This is a genomic window from Clostridium sp. AF27-5AA, from assembly GCF_003478415.1.
Lineage (GTDB): Bacteria > Bacillota > Clostridia > Lachnospirales > Lachnospiraceae > Otoolea > Otoolea fessa.
Genome location: NZ_QUFH01000008.1, coordinates 1 through 24,921 on the forward strand (window position 1 = coordinate 1; position 24,921 = coordinate 24,921).

General features: G+C 49.2%; 21 protein-coding genes, 2 tRNA genes, 1 rRNA gene and 1 riboswitch. Of the genes, 23 read left to right on the plus strand and 1 reads right to left on the minus strand.

The window, feature by feature from the left end; genetic code table 11:
* Positions 1–92 precede the first annotated feature (92 nt).
* The 18 genes from DWY89_RS09105 to DWY89_RS09190 all read left to right on the plus strand — a co-directional run bounded on the left by DWY89_RS09105 (position 93) and on the right by DWY89_RS09190 (position 19,141).
* Positions 93–2,980 (plus strand): 23S ribosomal RNA (locus tag DWY89_RS09105).
* Between the two features lie 131 nt (positions 2,981–3,111).
* A tRNA-Pro gene (locus DWY89_RS09110) sits at positions 3,112–3,186 on the plus strand.
* Between the two features lie 13 nt (positions 3,187–3,199).
* Positions 3,200–3,272, plus strand: a tRNA-Gly gene (locus tag DWY89_RS09115).
* 322 nt (positions 3,273–3,594) lie between these two features.
* A complete protein-coding gene (gene rpsB, locus DWY89_RS09120) occupies positions 3,595–4,326 on the plus strand; it encodes a 30S ribosomal protein S2 (RefSeq protein ID WP_022359217.1) in 732 nt (243 codons plus the stop codon).
* A 128-nt stretch (positions 4,327–4,454) separates the two neighbouring features.
* The gene (tsf, locus tag DWY89_RS09125) at positions 4,455–5,387 is read left to right on the plus strand and encodes a translation elongation factor Ts (protein WP_107000379.1); all 933 of its coding nucleotides are present in this window, start codon (positions 4,455–4,457) and stop codon (positions 5,385–5,387) included.
* A gap of 456 nt (positions 5,388–5,843) precedes the next feature.
* Positions 5,844–5,950: riboswitch (TPP riboswitch) on the plus strand.
* Positions 5,951–6,343: 393 nt separating this feature from the next.
* Positions 6,344–6,880, plus strand: a complete 537-nt coding sequence (thiW, locus tag DWY89_RS09130; RefSeq protein ID WP_117796324.1) for an energy coupling factor transporter S component ThiW — start codon at positions 6,344–6,346, stop codon at positions 6,878–6,880.
* The gene (gene thiM / locus DWY89_RS09135) at positions 6,873–7,694 is read left to right on the plus strand and encodes a hydroxyethylthiazole kinase (RefSeq protein ID WP_118523686.1); all 822 of its coding nucleotides are present in this window, start codon (positions 6,873–6,875) and stop codon (positions 7,692–7,694) included. Before thiW ends, thiM begins: the two co-directional genes overlap by 8 nt.
* 54 nt (positions 7,695–7,748) lie before the next feature.
* Positions 7,749–8,384: a thiamine phosphate synthase gene (gene thiE / locus DWY89_RS09140; RefSeq protein ID WP_118472127.1), complete on the plus strand. Its 636-nt coding sequence runs from the start codon at positions 7,749–7,751 to the stop codon at positions 8,382–8,384.
* Between the two features lie 182 nt (positions 8,385–8,566).
* Positions 8,567–9,376, plus strand: a complete 810-nt coding sequence (gene thiD, locus DWY89_RS09145; RefSeq protein WP_118293611.1) for a bifunctional hydroxymethylpyrimidine kinase/phosphomethylpyrimidine kinase — start codon at positions 8,567–8,569, stop codon at positions 9,374–9,376.
* A complete protein-coding gene (tenA, locus tag DWY89_RS09150; protein WP_107000374.1) occupies positions 9,373–10,035 on the plus strand; it encodes a thiaminase II in 663 nt (220 codons plus the stop codon). The genes thiD and tenA overlap by 4 nt, the downstream gene beginning before the upstream one ends.
* A gap of 2 nt (positions 10,036–10,037) precedes the next feature.
* Complete coding sequence (locus tag DWY89_RS09155) at positions 10,038–10,790, plus strand: ABC transporter ATP-binding protein (protein WP_118524614.1); 753 nt, start codon at positions 10,038–10,040, stop codon at positions 10,788–10,790.
* 35 nt (positions 10,791–10,825) lie between these two features.
* A complete protein-coding gene (locus DWY89_RS09160) occupies positions 10,826–11,566 on the plus strand; it encodes an ABC transporter permease (RefSeq protein WP_117796467.1) in 741 nt (246 codons plus the stop codon).
* Between the two features lie 236 nt (positions 11,567–11,802).
* Complete coding sequence (locus DWY89_RS09165) at positions 11,803–12,882, plus strand: ABC transporter substrate-binding protein (RefSeq protein WP_118523689.1); 1,080 nt, start codon at positions 11,803–11,805, stop codon at positions 12,880–12,882.
* 257 nt (positions 12,883–13,139) lie between these two features.
* Positions 13,140–14,213, plus strand: coding sequence for a tryptophan--tRNA ligase (gene trpS, locus DWY89_RS09170; RefSeq protein ID WP_117796329.1), 1,074 nt, complete (start codon positions 13,140–13,142; stop codon positions 14,211–14,213).
* A 249-nt stretch (positions 14,214–14,462) separates the two neighbouring features.
* Positions 14,463–15,782, plus strand: coding sequence for a sodium-dependent transporter (locus DWY89_RS09175; protein WP_117796330.1), 1,320 nt, complete (start codon positions 14,463–14,465; stop codon positions 15,780–15,782).
* 355 nt (positions 15,783–16,137) lie between these two features.
* Entirely contained in the window at positions 16,138–16,794 is a 657-nt protein-coding gene (locus tag DWY89_RS09180; protein ID WP_117796331.1) for a DUF6465 family protein, read from the plus strand.
* Positions 16,795–17,332: 538 nt separating this feature from the next.
* The gene (locus tag DWY89_RS09185) at positions 17,333–17,560 is read left to right on the plus strand and encodes a hypothetical protein (protein WP_118482355.1); all 228 of its coding nucleotides are present in this window, start codon (positions 17,333–17,335) and stop codon (positions 17,558–17,560) included.
* Positions 17,561–17,749: 189 nt separating this feature from the next.
* Positions 17,750–19,141 carry an RsmF rRNA methyltransferase first C-terminal domain-containing protein gene (locus DWY89_RS09190; protein WP_182429164.1) on the plus strand — a complete coding sequence of 464 codons (1,392 nt, stop codon included), beginning with the start codon at positions 17,750–17,752 and terminating at the stop codon, positions 19,139–19,141.
* Here the strand turns inward: DWY89_RS09190 and DWY89_RS09195 are convergent.
* Positions 19,138–20,025, minus strand: coding sequence for an RluA family pseudouridine synthase (locus tag DWY89_RS09195; RefSeq protein ID WP_118482356.1), 888 nt, complete (start codon positions 20,023–20,025; stop codon positions 19,138–19,140). The two genes, DWY89_RS09190 and DWY89_RS09195, sit on opposite strands and share 4 nt — an antisense overlap.
* Before the next feature lie 293 nt (positions 20,026–20,318).
* On the opposite strand from DWY89_RS09195, the gene purE reads away from it, so the two are divergent.
* From purE to rbr, 5 genes are all read left to right on the plus strand, one after another.
* Positions 20,319–20,831, plus strand: a complete 513-nt coding sequence (gene purE, locus DWY89_RS09200; RefSeq protein ID WP_107000367.1) for a 5-(carboxyamino)imidazole ribonucleotide mutase — start codon at positions 20,319–20,321, stop codon at positions 20,829–20,831.
* Between the two features lie 38 nt (positions 20,832–20,869).
* Positions 20,870–21,901, plus strand: coding sequence for a phosphoribosylformylglycinamidine cyclo-ligase (gene purM / locus DWY89_RS09205; protein WP_022359210.1), 1,032 nt, complete (start codon positions 20,870–20,872; stop codon positions 21,899–21,901).
* Positions 21,895–22,488, plus strand: coding sequence for a phosphoribosylglycinamide formyltransferase (gene purN / locus DWY89_RS09210; protein ID WP_118467813.1), 594 nt, complete (start codon positions 21,895–21,897; stop codon positions 22,486–22,488). The genes purM and purN overlap by 7 nt, the downstream gene beginning before the upstream one ends.
* 10 nt (positions 22,489–22,498) lie before the next feature.
* Complete coding sequence (gene purD, locus DWY89_RS09215) at positions 22,499–23,773, plus strand: phosphoribosylamine--glycine ligase (RefSeq protein WP_118524615.1); 1,275 nt, start codon at positions 22,499–22,501, stop codon at positions 23,771–23,773.
* Positions 23,774–23,963: 190 nt separating this feature from the next.
* The gene (rbr, locus tag DWY89_RS09220) at positions 23,964–24,503 is read left to right on the plus strand and encodes a rubrerythrin (protein WP_107000364.1); all 540 of its coding nucleotides are present in this window, start codon (positions 23,964–23,966) and stop codon (positions 24,501–24,503) included.
* Positions 24,504–24,921: the final 418 nt, after the last annotated feature.

The window sequence follows — 24,921 nt, forward strand, 5'->3', positions numbered from 1 at the left end:
AAAACAAGCAATTATTAATTGTAAACACCATAAGCCAAAGATGCAACGCTATGCATCTGAGAGGAACACCGTACCCGCGGTGTGAATCAATTGGTTAAGCTAATAAGAGCGCAGGGTGGATGCCTTGGCACTAAGAGCCGATGAAAGACGTGATAAGCTGCGAAAAGCTTCGGGGAGGAGCAAATATCCATTGATCCGGAGATATCTGAATGGGGAAACCCGGCTGAGAAGACCTCAGTCATCCATACGCCAATACATAACGTATGGAAGGGAACCCGCTGAACTGAAACATCTAAGTAGGCGGAGGAAGAGAAAGAAACATCGATTCCCAAAGTAGCGGCGAGCGAAATGGGAAGAGCCCAAACCAGAGTGCGTGCACTCTGGGGTTACGGACTGCATAAGTGAGCTGATTCGTTAATGGAACGGTCCTGGAAAGACCGGCCAGAGAGAGTGAAAGCCTCGTACATGAAAACGATAAGCAGCGGCAGGATCCAGAGTACCGCGAGACACGTGGAACCTTGCGGGAATTCGGGGGGACCACCCCCCAAGGCTAAATACTCCTTAGTGACCGATAGCGCATAGTACTGTGAAGGAAAGGTGAAAAGGACCCCGGGAGGGGAGTGAAAGAGAACCTGAAACCCTGTGTTTACAAGCTGTGGAAGCACGTTAAGGTGCAACCGCGTACTTTTTGTAGAACGGTCCGGCGAGTTGCGGATGCTGGCGAGGTTAAGGAGTAAAGCTCCGGAGCCGAAGCGAGAGCGAGTCTTAATAGGGCGTAAAGTCAGCATGTGCAGACCCGAAACCGGGTGACCTATCCATGTCCAGGTTGAAGTTCCCGTAAAAGGGAATGGAGGACCGAACGCACATCCGTTGAAAAGGGTGGCGATGAGGTGTGGATAGGGGAGAAATTCCAATCGAACCCGGAGATAGCTGGTTCTCCTCGAAATAGCTTTAGGGCTAGCCTCGTATTAGTTTAGCGGAGGTAGAGCACTGAATTTCCTAGGGGGCGTCAAAGTCTACCGAAGAATATCAAACTCCGAATGCCGCATAAATGATGTACGGGAGTCAGACTGCACGAGATAAGTTGGGTAGTCAAAAGGGAAAGAGCCCAGACCTACAGCTAAGGTCCCAAAGTGTGTGTTAAGTGGAAAAGGATGTGGGATTTCGAAGACAACTAGGATGTTGGCTCAGAAGCAGCCACACATTCAAAGAGTGCGTAATAGCTCACTAGTCGAGAGGTCCTGCGCCGAAAATGTCCGGGGCTAAAACACAACACCGAAGCTTAGGAATGTAATTATACATTGGTAGAGGAGCATTCTTAAAGAGACGAAGCAGTACCGATAAGGAGCTGTGGATTTTTAAGAAGAGAGAATGCCGGAATGAGTAGCGAGATGGAGGTGGGAATCCTCCAGGCCGAATATCTAAGGTTTCCAGAGTAAAGCTGATCTGCTCTGGGTAAGTCGGGGCCTAAGGCGAGGTCGAAAGACGTAGTCGATGGATAACAGGTTGAAATTCCTGTACTGCATATCATCAGAACTGTGGGGACACAGAGAGATACCGGAACCTGGGAATGAAGATACCAGGGCAAGCGAGGTAGGTGCTAAGCTGGCAAAACCGCTTAGTAAGCCGAAGACGTGATGCGGAGCGAATTAAAGTAGCGAAGTCCGGGATTCGAGCTGTCGAGAAAAGCCGCTATTGTGTGATATGTACCCGTACCGTAAACCGACACAGGTGGATGAGGAGAGAATCCTAAGGCCGGCGGGAGAAGCATTGTTAAGGAACTCGGCAAAATGACCCTGTAACTTCGGGATAAAGGGTGCCACAGAGATGTGGCCGCAGAGAATAGGCTCAAGCAACTGTTTAGCAAAAACACAGGTCTATGCGAAACCGAAAGGTGAGGTATATGGGCTGACGCCTGCCCGGTGCTGGAAGGTTACGAGGAGAGGTTAGAGCAATCGAAGCTTTGAATCTAAGCCCCAGTAAACGGCGGCCGTAACTATAACGGTCCTAAGGTAGCGAAATTCCTTGTCGGGTAAGTTCCGACCCGCACGAAAGGCGTAATGATTTGAGCGCTGTCTCGACAATGCACCCGGTGAAATTGAAATACCAGTGAAGATGCTGGTTACCTGCGCCAGGACGGAAAGACCCCATGGAGCTTTACTCTAGCTTGATACTGGGATTCGGTACTGCATGTACAGGATAGGTGGGAGACTTTGATGACAGGACGCCAGTCTTGTCGGAGTCGCTGTTGGGATACCACCCTTGTGGTACTGGATTTCTAACCAACCTCCGTGACCCGGAGGTGGGACAATGTCAGGTGGGGAGTTTGACTGGGGCGGTCGCCTCCGAAAGGGTATCGGAGGCGCTCAAAGGTTCCCTCAGAATGGTTGGAAACCATTCAAAGAGTGCAAAGGCAGAAGGGAGCTTGACTGCGAGACCGACGGGTCGAGCAGGTACGAAAGTAGGACTTAGTGATCCGGTGGTAGAAAGTGGGATTGCCATCGCTCAACGGATAAAAGCTACCCTGGGGATAACAGGCTTATCACTCCCAAGAGTTCACATCGACGGAGTGGTTTGGCACCTCGATGTCGGCTCATCGCATCCTGGGGCTGAAGTAGGTCCCAAGGGTTGGGCTGTTCGCCCATTAAAGCGGTACGCGAGCTGGGTTCAGAACGTCGTGAGACAGTTCGGTCCCTATCCGGCGCGGGCGTAGGATATTTGAGAGGAGCTGCCCTTAGTACGAGAGGACCGGGGTGGACTGGCCTCTGGTGTATCTGTTGAGCTATCAAGCTCATGGCAGAGTAGCCAAGCCGGGACGGGATAAACGCTGAAGGCATCTAAGCGTGAAGCCCCCCTCAAGATGAGATATCCCATACGCAAGTAGTAAGACCCCTTGAAGACGACGAGGTAGATAGGGCAGAGGTGGAAGCGTAGTAATACGTGAAGCTGACTGTTACTAATCGGTCGAGGGCTTAACCAAAAGGTTATGGTTAAGGATAGGTAAGAGGAAGTTATTTCCTAAAAGGATGAAAGATAGAAAGTAGAAGAAATTCAGTGTGCAGTTTTGAAGGTATATAAACGTTCAAGAAAATCAAATATAAACGTGGATGACGGGGTGTGGCTCAGCTTGGCTAGAGCGCCTGGTTTGGGACCAGGAGGTCGCAGGTTCGAATCCTGTCACCCCGATTCTTACAAATATGCGCGAGTGGCTCAGTTGGTGGAGCGCGACCTTGCCAAGGTCGAGGCCGCGGGTTCGAGTCCCGTCTCGCGCTCTTTTTTATTTCTAGGATTTATGCGGGTTCCGAGGTTTTCGGAGCCCGCTTTTAATTTACATAGAATTGCTAAAAGTTTTTACTGAAGGTTTTGTATTATCATTCCGTATATGCTTGCTGGAAGAAATTCAAGAAACAAAGAAAAATGAAGGAAAATGCGTGATTTTTTTAATTTTCACTTGCATGTATACCTTGCCTGTGATATAGTATAAAGGCTGAAAATTCACGCCGGTCGGATTTGCGCAGGACGGTGCTCATTATGAGTCCCCGCGGAAAGCATGAGAAGACGGCGGAAGAAAAACCAAAATTGGAGGAAAGAAACATGAGCGTTATTTCAATGAAGCAGTTACTCGAAGCAGGTGTACATTTTGGACACCAGACCAGAAGATGGAACCCGAAAATGGCTCCGTACATCTACACCGAGAGAAATGGTATCCACATCATCGACCTTCAGAAATCTGTAGGTAAAGTAGATGAGGCTTACAAGGCAGTATCCGATATCGCAGCAGACGGCGGCACAATCCTGTTCGTTGGTACAAAGAAGCAGGCTCAGGACGCTATCAAGACCGAGGCTGAGAGATGTGGTATGTTCTATGTAAATGAGAGATGGTTAGGCGGTATGCTGACAAACTTCAAGACCATCCAGAGCCGTATCGCTAGATTAAAACAGATCGAGGCTATGTCTGAGGACGGAACTTTCGACGTTCTGCCGAAGAAAGAAGTTATCGAGCTGAAAAAAGAGTGGGAGAAGCTGGAGAAGAACCTGGGCGGTATCAAAGATATGAAGAAGATCCCGGATGCTATCTTCGTAGTAGATCCGAAGAAGGAAAGAATCTGCGTACAGGAGGCTCATACTCTGGGTATTCCGCTGATCGGTATCATCGATACCAACTGTGATCCGGAAGAGCTGGATTATGTAATCCCGGGTAACGATGATGCTATCCGTGCCGTAAAACTGATCGTTTCCAGAATGGCAGACGCTGTTATCGAAGCTAAGCAGGGCGAGGCTGAGGCAGCTGCAGCAGAGGGCGAAGCAGAGGCTACAGAGGCTTAATTTAAGCTTACAAAACTTAAGAACTGAAACCAAAAAACCAGGAGCACGCCGCGGATTTCCGCATTAAAGCGTGCTCCAAGCGGGTATACGCAAGTGTACCTGAATTTATATACACGGAGGGATTTAAGATGGCAGTTACAGCCGCAATGGTAAAAGAGTTACGTGAAATGACAGGCGCTGGTATGATGGACTGTAAGAAAGCTCTTGCAGCTACAGATGGCGACATGGACAAAGCTGTTGAGTTCCTGAGAGAAAAAGGACTTGCAGGCGCTACTAAGAAAGCTGGCCGTATTGCAGCAGAGGGTATCGTTATGACTAAGGTTACCGCTGATGAAAAGAAGGCAGTTGTAGTAGAAGTAAACGCAGAGACAGACTTCGTAGCTAAGAACGAGAAGTTCCAGAACTATGTATCTGATGTTGCTGAGCAGGCGCTGAACACAAGCGCAGCAGATATTGACGCATTCCTGGCTGAAAAATGGGCAAAGGATCCGTCCCTGACAGTTGCAGAGGCTCTGTCTTCCCAGATCTCCATCATCGGCGAGAACATGAAGATCCGTCGTTTTGCTCAGTTAGCTGAGGAGAACGGTTTCGTTGCTTCCTACATCCATGCAGGCGGCAAGATCGGCGTTCTGGTAGACGTTGAAACTGACGTTGTAAACGATGCAATCAAAGAGATGGCTAAGAACGTAGCTATGCAGGCCGCAGCTCTGAAACCGCTGTACACCAACGACAGCGAAGTAGATGCAGATTACATCGCAAAAGAGAAAGAGATCCTGACTGTAGCAGCTAAGAACGAGAAGCCGGATGCAAACGACAAGATCATCAACGGTATGGTTATGGGTCGTATTAAGAAAGAGCTCAAAGAGATCTGTCTTCTGGATCAGGTATATGTTAAGGCTGAGGATGGCAAGCAGAGCGTAGCTCAGTATGTAGCTCAGGTTGCTAAAGAGAATGGCGCGAAGATCACTGTTAAGAAGTTCGTTCGTTTCGAGACTGGCGAAGGTATCGAAAAGAAGGAAGAGAACTTTGCAGAGGAAGTTGCAAAGCAGATGGCACAGTAAGCGAACTACTTGTTGTAACTTCATATAACTTATTAGAAAGTGCTGAAACCCAGTATTTATGCAGGGTTTCAGCACTTTTTTGTGTACTGTTTTTTGATACTTTTTTATATAACTTGTTGCAATTTATTATATCTTCTTATGCGAATTGTGTAAAAAAGTGTGTAGTGAGTTGTGTAGAGGTTTTGGGGATTTGTGTAATAACACGAATGGAACGCCTCAGCTGATTGCAGACGCACCTTTGCAGTCTGCGCAGCATTACATTTACCGGTCTCGGGATCCCATTAGCGATTCTTTTGGATGGCATTATGGGACTCACCGGAATCTGGCGGGCGCTTACGCTGACCTTGATCGTGAAAGGATAGGGGATAAAAGTGCACCAGAAAGTCGCACTTGAAAATTTCGCCAGATGCGCTATAATAAGTCTGGCGATGGTTCAGCATGGAAACATTGCAAATTTGATAAAAACAGGGGAGCTCGTTAGCGGGCTGAGAGGAAGTAATCGAACTTCGACCCTTTAACCTGATGCGGATAATGCCGTCGTAGGAAGTCATGAGATGAATTTTTACAGGAGATATCCGCAGGGGTATCTCCTGTTTTTTCATATAACAGGAAAATCCGTTGAAATTTCCTGTTATATAAAAAGCCCTACCGGGCGGGATCGCACTGCGGCGGAAGGGAATCATGTCGCAAGCGACCGCGCTCGGCGCGGGAATGTGCCAGGGCACATTCTTTTAAAATTAAATTCTTTGAAAGGGGGAACGTATTCCGCATGTGTGCGGCGAGCTGAGGGGGAGCGCCCTGGGCTTTGTAGGCAGCGATGGGAAGCCGTGTTCCGGCGTGAGAGGATACCAGAGAGTATCGACCGAATTTCATGCAGAAAACGTAAATTGTTCGTAACTGTTCAAGAATATCAAAGAAACAGAACAGTTGCAAATTTTCAAAGAAGGAGAAGAAAAATGAATAAGACAAACACGAAAAAACTGGCGATTGCGGCTGTATTCTGTGCCGTTGCCGTCGTAGGAAGTTTATTTTCCGTTCCGGTGTTCGGAAGTAAGTGTTCCCCGGTACAGCATATGGTAAATATCCTGTGTGCCGTTCTTCTGGGACCGGGCTATGGACTGGGAGCGGCCTTTGCAGCGGCGCTGATCCGAAATCTGTTAGGACTTGGAAGTCTGATGGCATTTCCGGGCAGTATGTTTGGCGCCCTGATCTGCGGACTGGTTTACAAGAAAACGCAGAGTGTGTTCGCAACTTTGATCGGTGAGGTGCTTGGAACGTCCATTCTGGGCGGATTTGCGGCATATCCGGTGGCGGTTTTCCTGATGGGAAAGAGCGCGGCGGGACTGGCTGTCTATGCCTATGTGGTTCCGTTTTTGATCTCGACCGCGGGAGGCGCGATCATAAGTGCGGTTCTGATTTTAAGTTTAAAGAAAGCCAATATTTTAGCAGGAATGCAGGAAGCACTGAGAGAGGAGAAGCCAGCACATGTTTAAAGAAATATTTGATAATGTAAGAGAAAAATGTCCGTTAATCCATAACATCACGAACTACGTGACTGTCAATGACTGTGCCAACGTGGTACTCGCATGCGGCGCGTCCCCGATCATGGCGGATGATAAGGACGAAGTTTCGGATATCCAGACCATCTGCGGCGGACTGAATATCAATATCGGCACATTAAACAGCCGGACCATCGAATCCATGCTGCTTGCCGGAAAGCGGGCAAATGAGCTGGGTCATCCGGTAGTTTTAGACCCGGTAGGCGCCGGTGCGTCGAAACTCAGAACAGAGACCGCCAATCAGCTTTTAAAGGAAGTCAGGTTTACCGTGATCCGTGGGAACATTTCGGAGATCAAGACACTGGCACTTGGAAATGGAACGACGAAGGGCGTGGATGCCGATCTGGCAGACCGGGTGACGAAGGAAAACCTGGACGAGGCGGCAGCTTTTGCGAAGGCATTTGCTGGAAAGATGAACGCGGTCGTTGCGATCACCGGTGCGATCGACATTGTGGCGGATGCGGAGAAGGCATACTGCATTTACAACGGTCGTCCGGAGATGTCTTCCATCACAGGAACCGGCTGTCAGCTCTCGGCTCTGACGGCGGCCTTTGTGACAGCCAACCAGGAACAGCCGCTTGAGGCAGCTGCTGCGGCAGTCTGCGCGATGGGACTGGCCGGAGAGAAGGCATACGCCCGTTTAAGTGAACTGGACGGCAATGCAACCTACCGGAATTATATCATTGATGCTATTTATTGCATGAACGGAGAAGCGCTGGAGGCCGGAGCAAAATTTGAAGTAAGATAATAGAGCTTTAGTGTCCGTTTTTATAAGAACAGCTGAGAGAAGGAGGAAATGCAGATGAACTGCAGACCGGAAGATATGCTGCTTTACGCGGTGACAGACCGCGCATGGCTGAAGGGGGAAACTCTGGAGAGTCAGGTTGAGAAAGCTTTGAAGGGCGGGGCGACGTTTGTCCAGCTGAGAGAAAAGGAGCTTGACGAGGCGGAGTTTCTGGAGGAGGCAAAGAAGCTTAAAATGCTTTGCAGAAAGTATCAGGTTCCGTTTGTGATCAATGACAACGTGGAGATTGCCCTGGCGGTGGATGCGGACGGCGTCCATGTGGGACAGAGCGATATGGAAGCGGGAAAGGTCCGGGAAAAGCTGGGACCAGATAAGATCATCGGCGTTTCCTGCAAAAATGTAGAACAGGCGCTTCTTGCGAAAAAGCATGGGGCGGATTATCTGGGAGTCGGAGCCATCTATCCGACGGGAACCAAAAAGGACGCCGATGCCGTGACGCCGGGGATGCTTGCCAAGATCTGTCAGGCAGTCGATATTCCGGTTGTTGCGATCGGCGGACTGAATAAAGAACATCTGGAGCTGTTAAAAGGAACAGGTGTGGACGGCATTGCAGTGGTCAGCGCCCTGTTTGCGGCCGATGATATTGAAAAGGCAGCAGAGGAACTGAAGGAAGCTGTAAAAAAGGTTCTGTAAAGTTGAAAACGTTGTCATTTTGTCAAAAAAATGGCATGAAAAAGTTTATAAGAAAAAGCTTGTGAAAAAAGCTTCATTAAAAAATGGTAAGAAACTTTGCAAAAGGTTTTTTATGGCGGCACATTGGGGGCACCACCTTGTGTCGCCTTATAAAAGTTATTGATGCCTGAAAGGAGTTAATTATGAAGACAGCATTAACAATCGCTGGAAGTGATTGCAGCGGAGGCGCCGGTATCCAGGCCGATTTAAAGACGATGATCGCCAATGGAGTATATGGAATGAGTGCGATCACGGCGCTGACGGCCCAGAACACAACCGGCGTCCAGGGGATTTTTGAGGTAACCCCGGAATTTCTGGAACAGCAGATTGACAGCGTATTTACGGATATTCGTCCGGATGCGGTAAAGATCGGCATGGTTTCATCAACCGGACTGATCAAGTCGATTGCGAAGAAGCTTTGTGAGTACCAGGCAGAAAACATTGTTGTGGACCCGGTTATGGTGGCGACGAGCGGAGCAAAGTTAATCGGTGACGACGCCATCGACACATTGAAAGAATCGCTTTTTCCATTAGCGGCGGTTCTGACACCGAACATTCCGGAGGCGGAGGTCTTATCGGGAATGAAAATTAAGTCTGCCGACGATATGATTACGGCAGCAAAATGGATCAGTGAAACGTACCATTGTGAGGTTCTCTGCAAGGGCGGACATCAGTTAAATGATGCCAACGATCTTTTATACCGGGACGGTGGATACCGTTGGTTTAACGGAAAACGCATCCACAATTCCAACACCCATGGGACGGGCTGTACCCTGTCCAGCGCGATTGCATCCAATCTGGCGAAGGGCTATGATCTCGACACCGCGGTGGAACGTGCCAAAGCATATATTTCCGGCGCACTGGGAGCGATGCTGGATCTCGGCAAAGGATCCGGTCCGATGGATCATGGATTTGATTTCCGGGGAAAAGGATTTGCGGAGGAACGCGTATGACAATGACAGAGAGGCTTTTGGAAGCCACAAAGGAGATCTGGGCTGGTTACAATGAAAAACCGTTCGTAAAAGGCATTGCGGACGGCAGTCTGGATCATGATAAATTCAAATATTATATGATACAGGATTATCTGTATCTGATTGATTACACAAAGGTGTTTTCCATCGGGGCGGCAAAATCAACGGATCTCGCATTTATGCGCCTGTTTGCCGGATATACCCACTCGATTCTGGATGGGGAGATGGATATTCACCGTGCTTACATGGAACGTTTGGGGATAACCAGAGAAGAGGCGGAACAGACGCCGGTCGCTCTGGATAACCTTTCTTATACTTCTTATATGCTTCGCATCGCTTATGAGGGGGGCGCGCCGGAGGCAGCAGCAGCGATATTGTCCTGCGCCCTCAGCTATGAATGGATTGCGAAGAAAATCGCAGCAGACAGACCGGATGCCGACAAACATCCATTTTATGGAGAGTGGATCCGGGGATACGCTTCCGAGTCTTACCACAAGGAAAATGAAGTCCTTGTAGAGTGGATGAACCGTCTGGCAGAGGATCTGTCTGAGAAACAAAAGAAACATCTGGTGGATATTTTTGTGGCCTGCTCCCGCTATGAAGCGGCATTCTGGGATATGGCGTGGGAAATGAGGCGGTAAATATGCTTACATTTGACAACGTGCGTTTCCAATATGCGGTAGAGGATTTTTCGATCATTGACCATCTGTCGTTTGAAGTCCAGAATGGGGAGTTTGTGTCCATCATCGGCGCTTCCGGCTGTGGAAAAAGTACGATCTTCCGGCTGGTAAATAAGCTTCTTACCCCGGCTTCCGGTGTGATCCGGGTGGATGGGGAATCGATCGAAACGAAGAAAAATTACTGCGGATATATGCCGCAGCAGGATCTGCTGTTTCCATGGCGCACCGTGCGGGAGAATCTGATGCTTCCGATGGAGATTCAGGGCGGATATTCGAAGGAACAGATGCAGAAAAAAGCGGATGATGCGCTTCGATCGGTTGGACTTGCAGACTGGGGAGATAAGACGCCGAAAGAGCTTTCCGGCGGTATGCGCCAGAGAGCCGCCTTTGCGAGAACGGTTCTGACGGGTTCAGACCTTCTGCTTTTGGATGAGCCGTTTTCAGCCCTGGATTATCTGACAAGACTGTCTATGCGGGAGTGGCTTCTGGAACAGTGGGAGAAGGAGAAAAAGACGGTTCTTTTCATCACGCATGATGTGGAAGAAGCGGTGTTTCTGTCCAGCCGGATTCTCGTGGTGGAACAGTCACCGATCACACATCTGCGCTCCATCGAGGTCCCGGCGGGATATCCGCGATCCCGGGAAGAGCTTCGCAGACCGGAGATTCTGTCCTTAAAGGAAGAACTGATCGGAATGCTTAAGAAGGAGAAGGCGTGATGGAACAGAAAAAAACAAATAAAATGGGAAGCCGGATGAATGCGAATCTTCCAGCCCTGATTCTGGTGGCGGTGCTTCTGTTTACATGGCAGGCAGCGGCTATGGGGATTGATGCGGCCTATATTCTCCCGTCTCCGGTTCAGGTGGTTGTACGGCTGTGGGAACTTCGGGGTCCATTATTTACGGCACATCTGCCGGCGACGATGTCGGTAGTTGCGATTGGACTTTTGATCTCAATTGTGCTGGGCGTGGGACTGGCTGTGCTGATGGATGCCAGTGAGACGGCAAGAAAGGCGCTGTATCCGCTGATCATCGCCTCGCAGACGATCCCGACGACGGCGCTGGCACCGCTGTTTGTCCTCTGGTTTGGCTACACGATCTGGAGCAAGGTGCTGGTAACGGTACTGATTACGTTTTTCCCGATCACGATCACGGTATTTGACGGGTTCCGGTCGGTGAAGACGGAAATGGAAGAACTTTTGTTTACATTTGGCGCGGATAAACGTCAGATCTTTTTGAAATTAAAGATTCCGGCGACGCTTCCGTACTTTTTTTCAGCGATCAAGATGGCGGTACCGCTGTCGATCATCGGAGCGGCGATTGGAGAATGGCTGGGCGCCCAGAGCGGACTCGGATATTTCAGCCGGAGAATGATGACCCAGTTAGATGGAGCCGGTGTATTTGCACCGATTCTGCTCTTATCGGTAGTGGCGATGGCGGCAACGTGGGTTGTCTCGCTGCTTGAAAAGCGGATGATTTTCTGGAGGAATGAGTAGGAAATTGTGATATAGGATGAAATTTTGAAGTATGTGTGCGGATATTGAAAAGTCTGTATTTTTGAAATGTGTGCTGCAGGCCGAAAAAAGTGTATTCACAAAAAGAGCTACTCGTGAAGAAGTCCAGATCGTTGAGATTGGTATGTGAATCCAGCAAGTCATATGCAAAAAAACTGGAAAACATATAAGTGATAGGGAAATATAGACGGAAATTTGTAAAACTGAAAGGATATGAGATGAAAAAACGAATGAAAATGGCTGCCGCAGTGATGGCAGCAGTGATGGGAATGATGACACTTGGCGGATGTGGAACGGCCAGCGAAAAGAGTAAGACAGCTGCTCTGACAGAGAGTCAGGCAGAGGGCACGGATGCGAAACAGGCCTCGGAAGATGGAAAAAGTCAGGATCTTAAAGAGATCAATGTGGTTCTTGACTGGTATCCGAATGCGATCCATACCTTTATTTATACGGCGATCGAGCGCGGTTATTATGCGGAAGAAGGACTGGATGTGAAAGTGCGTTTTCCGGCCAATGCGAACGATGCGTTATCACTGGTAGCGGCTGGAAAGGCGGAGATCGGCATGTACTATCAGCAGGATGTGATCCAGGCGGTTGCCAATCAGGGAACGAAGATCAAATCCATCGGTGCGATCGTGCAGTCCCCGTTAAGTGTCGTTCTTTCTTTAAAGGATAAGAATATCACAGGACCGGAAAATCTGGTTGGAAAAACCGTTGGTTACGGCGGAACAGCACTCAGCGAGGCGGTTGTCAAGAGCATGATGGAATATGTGGGAGCGGATGCATCGGATGTAAACCTGATCGATGTCGGATTTGAACTGATGAGTTCTATGACGACCGGCAATGTGGATGCGACGATCGGATGCCTTGTTAACCATGAGGTTCCGCAGATGGAGGAAGAGGGCTTTGATGTCAACTACTTCATGGCAGCTGGATATGGAATCCCGAATTATTATGAGGAAGTATTCCTTGCCAACAACGAAATGATCCAGCAGGAGCCGGAAGTTCTGGAAGGATTCTTACGCGCATCGAAGAAGGGCTTTGAAGACTTTAAGAACGATCCGAATGGCTGCCTGGCAATCCTGATGAATAATCAGAATGAGGAAAACTTCCCTCTGACCCAGAGCGTGGAGGAGAAGTCCTGTGAGACACTTCTGCCGCTCATGGAGAGCGATGAGGTTCCGTTTTTGACCCAGACCGAAGAGTGCTGGCAGGAAAACATCGACTGGATGAGCGAGAGCGGGCTGATCGATAAGAAAGTGGATGTTTCGGATGTGATGGTAAACCTGCAGGAGTAAGAGCCAGAAGTAGTCAGAGACTGGCTGTTTGCGCAGAGCAAGTAAATTTCCGGAACTGGAAATTCTGGTGTTTAACATATATATGCAAGACAAGAATGGTAACAGAGTTACAGAGTTACTGGGGAAGATGGAGTCTCAGAATGTTGACAGTCTGCCAGCCAGGATATATAATATTTTCGTAACTGTTCAGTACCTTAACAGTCACGCGCAAAAATCCATTAAAGAAAAAACACCAGAATGGAAGGGGAAACAAATAGATGAAGAAAATTATTTTAACCGGCGATCGTCCTACCGGGCGCTTACATGTCGGACATTATGTTGGCTCTCTGAGCGAGAGAGTGAGACTTCAGAACTCCGGCAAGTTCGATGAGATTTATATTATGATTGCCGATGCGCAGGCACTGACGGACAATGCCGATCACCCGGAAAAGGTGCGTAAAAATATTCTGCAGGTTGCCCTGGACTATCTGGCTTGTGGAATTGACCCGGAGAAATCCACCATCTTTATCCAGTCGATGGTGCCGGAGCTGACAGAGCTTACTTTTTACTATATGAACTTGGTTACGGTATCCCGTGTACAGCGAAATCCTACCGTAAAAGCAGAGATTCAGATGCGTAATTTTGAGGCAAGCATCCCGGTTGGATTCTTTACTTATCCGATTAGCCAGGCGGCGGATATCACTGCATTCCGCGCGACGACCGTTCCGGTTGGAGAGGATCAGATGCCGATGTTAGAGCAGTGCAAGGAGATCGTCCATAAATTCAACAGCGTGTACGGCGAGACTCTGACGGAACCGGAGATTCTGCTTCCGTCCAACAAGGCGTGTCTGCGTCTGCCGGGTATCGATGGAAAGGCAAAGATGAGCAAATCGCTTGGAAACTGCATCTACCTCTCTGATTCGGAAGCAGATGTGAAGAAGAAGATCATGTCCATGTTTACAGATCCAAATCACCTGCGTGTCGAGGATCCGGGTAAAGTCGAGGGCAATCCGGTCTTCATCTATCTGGATGCATTCTGCCGTCCGGAGTATTTTGCAGAGTTCCTGCCGGATTACCAGAACCTGGACGAGCTGAAAGCGCATTACCAGAGAGGTGGTCTGGGCGATGTGAAGGTGAAGAAATTCTTAAACAACGTCATGCAGGCTGAACTGGCTCCGATTCGCGCGAGACGCCAGGAATGGGAGAAGAGAATCCCGGATGTATTTGACATCTTGAAAGAGGGAAGCAAGGCAGCAGAGGCGAAGGCTGCTGAGACACTTCGCGATGTGAAGGCTTCGATGCGGATCAATTACTTTGATGATGACAGTCTGATCGATACGATCGAAGACTAAGATAAAAAGTGGAAATTCGGCGTGGCTTTCTGGAATGCCGGGAGTGTGCTGCCGGAAATGAATTGAATTAAGAAATAGAGAAAAGTCTGTCTTTTGGCATGGGAAAGGTGTCGGGGGACAGGCTTTTTTGCGTGATTCCCACTTAAAAACGGTTTACATAGTCCCTAAAATTCGATATAATAGTCCATATTGCGTTATAACGCAAGGCTATATCAAATATGAAATGAAAGAATACTAAGAGGGCTACACATGAGTAAAAACAAACAATGGGCGAGTAAGCTGGGCTTTATTATGGCGACGGCTGGGGCGGCGATTGGATTGGGAAATCTGTGGAAATTTCCATATCTGATGGGAAAGAACGGTGGATTTCCATTTCTGGTTGCGTATCTGTTTTTTATCGTCGTTCTCGGACTGCCGGTTATGATCACGGAAATGTCCCTGGGACGGAAGACGCGGCATGATCCGGTGCAGGCATATGCGGACATTCATCCGCACGCACGGATTGTCGGTATATTCGGCGTACTGGCGGCGTTTATTATTTTGAGTTATTACAGCGTCATCGGCGGCTGGATTTTAAAGTATATTGCCAGCTATGTGACGACGGCGGCAGCGCCGGATTTTAACGCCTTTATCGGCAGCAGCGAGCCGGTGATCTGGCATATTGTATTTATGGCAGCGACTATAGCTGTCTGCTATTTTGGCATCAATGGCATTGAGAAAGCGAGCAAATTGATGATGCCGATGCTTCTGGTTCTGTTATTTGTCATCATTTTCAGAAGCGTGACGCTTCCGGGAGCTTCGAAAGGACTGTTATTTATCTTCCAGCCGGATTTTTCGGCGTTCACGCTTTCTTCTGTCAGCGCGGCACTGGGACAGGTGTTTTATTCCCTGAGTCTCTGTATGGGTATCACGATCACCTACGGAAGCTATCTGAGTGGAAAGGAAAATATTCCAAAAAGCTGTATGATCGTCGGTGGTCTGGACACCGTGATTGCGGTTCTCGCGGGTATCGCGATCTTTCCGGCAGTATTTGCCTTCGGTCTGGAGCCGGGACAGGGACCGGGACTGATTTTCGGCACACTGCCGATGGTATTTGCGAATATTGCGGGGGGAACTTTCTTTGCAATCCTGTTTTTTGCGCTGGTTTTTTTCGCAGCCGTTACGAGTGCGATCGCACTTCTGGAAGTCTGTGCCTCTTTTGCGATTGATTCGCTGGGCTGGGAACGCAAGCATGCGGCGCTTGTGATTGGTACGGCGATCACGCTGCTTGGCATTCCGAGTGCGCTGTCCTTCGGCGTCCTGAGTGATGTCACAATCCTGAATCAGTCGGTCTTTGATTTCGCCGGACTGGTAACGGATAATATTCTGATGCCGCTCGGTGGACTCACGATGTGCTACTATGTAGGCTGGAAATGGAAACCGGAGTATCTGCTTGCGGAGATCGAGGCGGACGGTACGAAATTCCGTCTGGGAAAACTCTGGGTGTTCTGCATCCGATTCCTGACGCCGATTATGGTGGGAATCGTCAGTGTAACTGGATTTTATAATTTGTACTTGGCGATTCGGTAGGAAGAGCGGTTTTGTTGACAAAAACAGGAAATTGCCGTATAATTTGTTAAAGTTCAGACAAGGTCATGGAAATAGGGATAGGATGTGCTTGACGGTGGATCAAGGGCGGAAAAAGACCATTTGTGTGATAATCTGAATGGACAGACAACTTGGGGAAACTTGAATATAAGACAATTAAATTATGGGGATACCGCAGAATGACAAGGATGTGATTAGGCGGTGTCCCTACTTCGACTGTCGGGAATGAATCGGATATGAGGCATTGCCGCAGGCAGAAAAGCTGCGCCGTGTGAGTGAGCACAGAATCACAAGCCGGAAGACGTTGCGGAGAAAGCAGAGAAGGAGGATGAGATATATGGTTCAGAGAAAGAAAACATTAGCCAAGACAGCGGCAAAGAAATCTGTTTCAACGGAAGAGAAAAAGGTTCCGTCTGTTGTGGAGAAAAAAGAGACAGCCGTAGCTGAAGTGGCGAAGAAAGAAACGGCAGTGGCAGCAGTCGCAAAGAAAGAGACAGCGGTAGCGGAAGTGGCAAAGAAGGAAACAGCTGTTGCAGCGGTGGAGAAAAAAGAGACGGCAGTAGCATCCGTTCCGAAAAAGGAAACTGCACTGGCACATGTAGAGAAGAAAGAAACAGCCGTAGCGCCGGTACAGAAGAAGGAGACCGCCCTCGCAGAGAAGAAAGAGATGGCAGCAGCCGCAGAGAAAAAGGAGACAGACGTGACCGTAAAGAAAACAACTGCAAAGAGAACCACAAAGACAACCACAAAGACAACCACTGCAGCAAAGAAGACAGCTGAGAAAAAGGAAGTAAAGACAGTTGCATACGTACAGTACGCAGGTGCTGAGATTTCTATCGAGAAGCTGGAGGCAGAAGCAAAGAAAGCATATGCAGCTCTGGGACATAAAGAGGACGAGATTGAGACTCTGACCCTGTATGTTAAACCGGAAGAGCGTGCCGTTTACTATGTGGTAAATGGAGAAGGTTCCAGCGAGTACAAGATTGTGTACTAAGGTGGTCGTTCGGTGAAGTTTCCGGCTCTGTATGACGGGAAGTTTACATACCATATCTGCTTAAAATGAGGGAGCAGGTATAAAAATTTAAGAATGGTAAAAAGCCAGTTTTTATATCTTTGGTGTATTAAGAGAGATATAGAATTGGCTTTTTTTGTTGATAGGGAGATGTTTAAAAAACGCTTTGCAAGAATTACAACAGGGAATGCGGATGATTCGATGCCAGGCGTAGTGAAGGAAAAAACAGCCAGAACAGTACGCCAGCGGTTAAGGTCAGGCAAATTTCCATGGCACTGTTGATGATTCCCGATAAAATCCAGCTGTCCAGACAGAAAACACAAGAAGTCCAGAGAAGCAGGAGGCAGAGGCGCCCACGGGCAGCAGGAGAATCCAAAGAGTGAGTCAATTTGCTGAAAAAGGCAGTATTGGAGGGGGGTTGGGAATAACGGGCAGGAGCTGGGGACGAAAGATAGAGCTGCAAGCTTAAATAAAACAGATTATAAAGAAATAACAGTGCAGCCGCCAGTGCCAGAAGCGTGTGAAGGATAGCACAGACTGGGAGGTGCTCCGGGGTATAGGGCAGCAGGGCAGCGGCAGTGAGGAGAAGCAGGCAGTATTTTGCCTGGCGGGGGCGGTACAGGGAGAGTTGGGAGTAGAAAAAGCCGCCGCAGAGCAGGCACCAGAGAAAAAATTCCCCGCGTCGGTGCAGTGCGATGCTGATACTGGAAAAATTGGAAGAAAACAGATTGCATCCGCGTGTGAGTGAGAAACTAAAAAATGGGAGGAGAACGAACGTAAATATCCATCGAATCATGAGGATAGTGTGGGAAAATGGGGCGGAAAAGATACTGGAAAGAAGAGGCAGAAATAGTTGACGGAATTGCTGTTTATGTAATAGTATTATTATTTAGGAAAGATGAATTATATGTTTGATTAAGAAGGATAATACAAAACCATGATAAATTTACCAGCAGCATTTACTGAACGAATGAAACAGATGCTCGGCAGGGAGTACGATGCGTTTATCGCCAGTTACGACAAGGAGCGCTCACAGGGACTGCGCGTGAACGGACTGAAAACGGATCCGGCGGAATTTGCTAAGACGGCTCCATTTTCTCTGAATCCGGTTGCGTGGGCGGCGGAGGGATTCGCTTATGGGGCGGAGGATCGTCCGGGGCGTCATCCGTACCACGATGCGGGCGTTTACTATATTCAGGAGCCGAGCGCGATGATTGCGGCTTCGCTTTTAAACCCGCAGCCGGGGGAAATGATTCTGGATCTCTGTGCGGCACCGGGCGGAAAATCGACGCAGGCGGCGGCGAGACTGAGCGGAGAAGGACTTCTGGTGAGCAATGAGATCCATCCGGCGCGTGCAAAGATTCTCTCGCAGAATATCGAGCGCATGGGAATCCGGAATGCGGTTGTGACAAATGAAGATTCCGGGCGGCTGACGAAGTATTTTCCGGCATTTTTTGATGGGATCATCGTGGATGCACCGTGTTCCGGCGAGGGAATGTTCCGCAAGGATGAGACGGCGGTCACGGAATGGAGCCCGGAGAATGTGCGTCGCTGTGCTGGGCGGCAGCAGGAGATTCTTGAAAATGCGGCGATGATGCTGAAACCGGGCGGACGGCTGGTGTACTCCACCTGTACTTTTGCGCCGGAGGAGGACGAGCAGGCGATCGGACGTTTCTTAGAGGCACATCCAGAGTTTGCGCTAGAGGAAACGCCGGACTATCCGGGACTTTCGCACGGCGTTCCAGCCTGGGGGGCGGGTGTGACGGATGGAATCGAGAAAACGGTCCGTATCTGGCCGCACCGGACCGAGGGAGAAGGCCATTATGCGGCACTTCTTCGAAAAACGGGTGAGCCGGAGATCGTGAAGCGTAAATATCCGGCTTCAATGAAGGACAAGAAGCTTCTGGCAGTCTATGAGGATTTCTGCAAAGAGATATTTATTGAGCCGAAGAAATGGACAGCGGACAGTACGATGACGATGTTTGGCGACCAGCTTTACCGGACGCCGGAGGAGATGGTCGATTTTAAGGGGCTGCGGGTGCTTCGCCCGGGGCTTCAGATGGGAGAATTTAAGAAAAACCGTTTTGAGCCGTCCCACGCGCTGGCACTTGCCCTGCATCCATCGGAGGTAAAACAGAACGTGAACCTGTCTGCCGCCGCGCCGGAGACGGCGGCATACCTGCGCGGCGAGACGATCCAGCTTTCTGAGGAAGACGCCGGAAAAGGCTGGTGCCTTGTGAGTGTGGACGGGTATTCGCTCGGATGGGGCAAGAAGAGCGGCGGTACGCTGAAAAACCATTATCCGAAGGGACTGAGAAAGCAGTATTAATGGAAAAAGGAAAAATCCTCCGGCATCGGAGCCGTAAACTCCATTGCTTCCCCTGTGATCGGATGCCGGAATGCCACCGTATAGGAGTGAAGCGCCTGCCGTCCGATGAAGCGGTAATCCGGGTTGTATAGAAAATCCCCTAAAAGTGGGTGCCCGATGGCTTTCATGTGGACCCGGATCTGGTGGGTGCGCCCCGTTTCCAGGCGAAGCCGGACGAGGGAGCAGCCGAGATCGTCCCGGTAATCGAGACACCGGTAATGGGTGACGGCGTGTTCCCCATGATCCATATCGATGCAGCGTTCGATGGTGGAACCATCTTTTCGGGCGATCGGCAGATCGATGGTGCCGGATTCTTCTGGTTTACCGGCAACAATCGCGAGATATTCGCGGCGTATCTCTTTTTTTGCAGTCATGGCGGAGAGAAATGCGCCGCTTATTTTATGTTTGGCGATCAGCAGAAGACCGGTGGTGTCGCGGTCTAAGCGGTTCACGGCACGGAACACGAAATGTTCGCCGCGCGAGGCAAACCGGTACGCGAGGGCGTTTGCCAGAGTATTTTCATGGTGTCCCTGGGATGGGTGGACAGGCATTCCGGTGGCTTTGTTGAGTATTATGAGATCTTCGTCTTCATATACTATATCGATCGGAAGATTGACCGGAAGAATATCTGAAGAAACGGGTTCGTCCGGGAGAAAGAGCGTCAGGGTGTCTCCGATCTGAAGCGGTGTGTTTAGCCAGGACGGTGTTCCGTTCAGGCAGATCTGCTCAGGGTTCTGTTTGAGCTCGATGAGTATGCGGCGGGAATATCCGGCATCGCGGAGGAAGGCGCCGATGGTGTCAGCTTTGTTTTTATTTGTAATAGTGTATGATAATGTCCGTTTCATTTAGGGAACCTCTTTGGGGTGAAAATGGGTTATTTGTTGTCATTCCAATAAGGATAACATAAAAGCAGGATGGGCTGCAATGTCAGAGTGAAATTTGTTCTTGATTACGGCTACATTATTTTGGAACAGGAAGCGCCACATGAGAACGTATGACGAAATTTTGAAGGATTCTCGAAACACTATTGACTTGCCATGAAAAACCTAGTATCATTACTAATAAGTAAGGCTGTTTTTATTCAAATTACTTATAAGTAGAACTAATAAATACAATGCAGAGAAAAGGAGAATGAACGATGGCAAAAGTAGGAATTGTAATGGGAAGCGATTCGGACATGCCGATCATGGCACAGGCAGCAGATTTTCTGGACAAGATGGGGATTGATTATGAAATGACAATCATTTCTGCACACCGTGAGCCAGACATCTTTTTTAACTATGCAAAATCCGCTGAGGAGAAAGGCTTTAAGGTTATCATTGCAGGTGCTGGCAAGGCAGCACATCTGCCGGGTATGTGCGCGGCACTGTTCCCGATGCCGGTAATCGGTATTCCGATGAAAACCTCGGATTTAGGCGGAGTTGATTCTCTGTATTCGATCGTACAGATGCCATCCGGTATTCCGGTTGCAACGGTAGCGATCAACGGCGGCAAGAACGCGGGTATTCTGGCAGCCAAGATTCTGGCAACTTCCGATCCGGAGCTGTTAGCGAAATTAAAGGCATACTCCGAGGAGATGAAGAATGAAGTAGCCGGTAAGGATGAGAAATTACAGAAGCTGGGACATAAAGAGTATCTGGCACAGAAATAAAAACAAAAAATATAAACAAGGACATACGGAGGAAAACCATGGATTACAAGAATTCCGGAGTAGATATTGAGGCTGGTTATAAGTCGGTAGAACTGATGAAAGAGCATGTAAAGAAAACGATGCGTGAGGAAGTGCTGGGAGGTCTGGGCGGCTTTGCCGGTGCATTCTCCCTGGCAAAGATTAAAGAGATGGAAGATCCGGTTCTCTTATCTGGTACGGACGGCTGTGGTACCAAGGTAAAACTGGCGATCATCATGGACAAGCATGACACGATCGGTATCGACGCGGTTGCGATGTGTGTCAACGACATTGCATGTGCAGGTGGCGAGCCGCTGTTTTTCCTGGACTATATTGCCTGCGGCAAGAACTATCCGGAAAAGATCGCGGATATCGTAAAAGGCGTTGCAGAAGGCTGCTTACAGTCGGAGGCAGCTCTGATCGGCGGCGAGACAGCCGAGCATCCGGGACTGATGCCGGAGGAAGATTATGATCTGGCTGGTTTTGCTGTCGGTGTGGTTGATAAAAAAGACATGATTACCGGCGAAAACCTGAAACCGGGTGATGTACTGATCGGTATGGCATCCACCGGCGTTCACAGCAATGGTTTCTCCCTGGTCCGCAAGGTATTTGAGAAGGAACTTAACAAAGAGGGGCTGGAGACCTACTATGAGGAGTTGGGAACCACGCTTGGCGAGGCCCTTCTGGCACCGACCCGTATCTATGTAAAGGCGCTGAAAGCAGTGAAGAATGCAGGCGTGACTGTGAAAGCGTGCAGCCATATCACAGGCGGCGGCTTCTATGAGAATGTTCCGCGTATGCTGAAAGACGGTGTCCGCGCAGTCATCAAGAAAGACAGCTATCAGATTCCGCCAATCTTTGGTATGCTGGCGAAGAAAGGCGATATCGAGGAGCATATGATGTACAATACCTACAACATGGGTATCGGCATGGTTGTAGCAGTCGATGCGGCTGATGCAGAGCGTGCGATGGAGGCAATGAAGTCCGCTGGCGATACACCGTACATCATCGGTTCCATTGAGGCAGGAGAAAAGGGAGTAACATTATGCTAAGAGTCGTTGTAATGGTGTCTGGCGGCGGTACAAATCTGCAGGCAATCCTGGATGCGGTTGATAACGGCAAGATCACGAACGCAGAAGTTGTGGCGGTTATCAGCAACAATGAGGGCGTTTATGCGATTGAGCGCGCGAAAAAACACGGTGTCCCGGCGTTTGTTGTGACTCCGAAGGCGTATGAGACGCGAGATGCATTCGATGAGGCGCTTTTAGAGACCGTCAAGGCGTGTAAGCCGGATCTCATCGTTCTGGCTGGATTTCTTGTGAAGATTCCGGCGGCGATGATCGAGGCATACAGAAATAAAATTATTAATATCCACCCGTCCCTGATTCCGTCCTTCTGTGGCGTCGGCTATTATGGACTGAAGGTGCATGAGGCGGCACTGGCGCGCGGCGTCAAGGTGACGGGCGCGACGGTTCACTATGTGGATGAGGGAACCGATACCGGTCCGATCCTCTTCCAGAAAGCCGTAGAGGTGCAGCCGGATGATACGCCGAAGACGCTGCAGCAGCGCGTGATGGAACAGGCAGAGTGGGTACTGCTTCCGCAGGCGATCGATGCGATTGCAAACGGAAGAATATAAGGAGAAGAACATGAAAGTTTTAATCGTTGGCAGCGGCGGACGTGAGCATGCGATCGCATGGAAAGTGTCTCAGAGTCCGAAGGTAGATAAAATTTATTGTGCACCGGGCAATGCGGGAATCGCAGAGTATGCAGAGTGTGTGCCGATCAGTGCGATGGAATTTGATAAGCTGGCGGCATTTGCGAAAGAGCATGAGGTTGATCTGACCGTGATTGGCATGGACGATCCGCTGGTTGGCGGTATCGTGGATGTGTTCGAGGCACAGGGACTGCGTGTATTTGGACCGAGAAAAAATGCGGCGATTCTGGAAGGATCGAAGGCATTTTCCAAGGATCTGATGAAGAAATACAACATTCCGACCGCAGCCTATGAGACTTTTACCGATCCGCACAAGGCGCTGGAATACTTACAGAGCGCTAAGATGCCGATCGTTTTGAAAGCAGATGGTCTGGCACTTGGAAAAGGTGTTCTGATCTGCAATACTTTAGAGGAAGCAGAGGCAGGCGTCAAGGAGATCATGGAGGACAAGAAGTTTGGTTCTGCCGGCAATCAGATGGTCATCGAGGAGTTCATGACAGGACGCGAGGTTTCTGTCCTTTCCTTCGTCGATGGCGATACGATCCGCATTATGACTTCCTCCCAGGATCACAAGCGGGCGCTGGACGGCGATCAGGGCTTAAATACAGGCGGTATGGGAACCTTCTCGCCAAGCCCGTTCTACACAAAAGAAGTAGACGAATTCTGCAAAAAGTACATCTATCAGCCGTCGGTTGACGCGATGAAGAAGGAAGGACGTACCTTCAAGGGCATCATTTTCTTCGGTCTGATGCTGACCGAAGATGGTCCGAAGGTGCTGGAATACAATGCGCGCTTCGGCGATCCGGAGACACAGGTTGTCCTGCCGCGCATGAAGAACGATATCGTGGAAGTCTTTGAGGCATGTATCGACGGAACCCTGGATCAGATTGAGCTTGAATTTGAGGACAATGCGGCAGTCTGTGTTGTTCTGGCGTCGGATGGTTATCCGGTGAAATATGAAAAGGGCTTCAAGATTCACGGTCTGGAGAAATTCAAAGACACGGACGGTTACTATGTATTCCATGCAGGCACGAAGTTTGATGCAGACGGCGATATCGTGACAAATGGCGGTCGAGTGCTGGGCGTTACTGCAAAGGGCAAAGACCTGAAAGAGGCGCGCGCCAACGCATACAAGGCGACCGAGTGGATCGATTTCGCTAACAAATATATGCGCCATGATATCGGGCATGCGATTGATGAGGCGTAGGGGAAGCGGTAGGTAGTAGATTCCTATTTAGAAAAGAAACGGGGATATCAGATTTGAACGTCTGATATCCCTGTTTTTGTCTGGATGTTGGAAAAAAATGCTTTTGAAAAACATATTAAAAACATTCAAGCGTGCTATAATAGAAAGAAAAGATGAACTGTTTTCATGCAATTAAAAGGAGGACAATGCAATGGCTAACAAATATGCAGGAACCCAGACGGAAAAGAACCTGAGGGAGGCTTTTTCTGGTGAATCACAGGCAAGAAATAAATATACCTATTTTGCATCCAAGGCAAAAAAAGAGGGATTTGAGCAGATTTCCGCCCTTTTTTTAAAGACCGCAGACAATGAGAAAGAACACGCAAAGATGTGGTTTAAGGAATTAGACGGTCTGGGAAATACCGCAGAGAATCTGGCATCTGCTGCAGACGGCGAGAACTATGAGTGGACAGATATGTATGATGGATTTGCCAAGACGGCTGAGGAAGAAGGATTCCCGGAACTGGCAGCGAAATTCCGTATGGTAGCGGAGATTGAAAAGCACCATGAAGAGCGCTACCGTGCCCTGCTTCACAATGTGGAAGCACAGGAAGTATTTAAGAAGAGCGAAGTGAAGGTATGGGAATGCCGCAACTGCGGTCATATCGTAGTAGGCGAGAAAGCACCGGAAGTCTGTCCGGTATGCGCACATCCGCAGGCTTATTTCGAGGTTCATGCGGAGAATTACTAAATCTGGGGACTCAATCGTGGAAGCAGATGCCTTTTGTGGGAATGTGAGACGCAAGAGGTAGTTCTGGATTTGGTATGTGATTGAGTATCAGTAATGTGAGTTAGAGTGGATATGCCATGGACGGCGAGGATCTGATGGATTTGCTGGTCAGTCAGCTGGGGGCACTTTCGGAAACGACGAGACGCCAGCTGGGGGGCTGCCGATTCCTTATTGTGTATAAAAAAGGAAGATGCATCATATAAAAGATACGAAAATTAAGCAGGCTGTTTTGGATCAGTTCATATGAGATCGTCTTTTTTATCATTCGCACCAGATGTTTCGAAGGAACAATGCCAGGCAGAGCATTGGATCGATATAGAAAATGTGTTAGAATCAGTAAAAATGACGCCGGAAGAAATTGAAAATTTGAATGCACGGA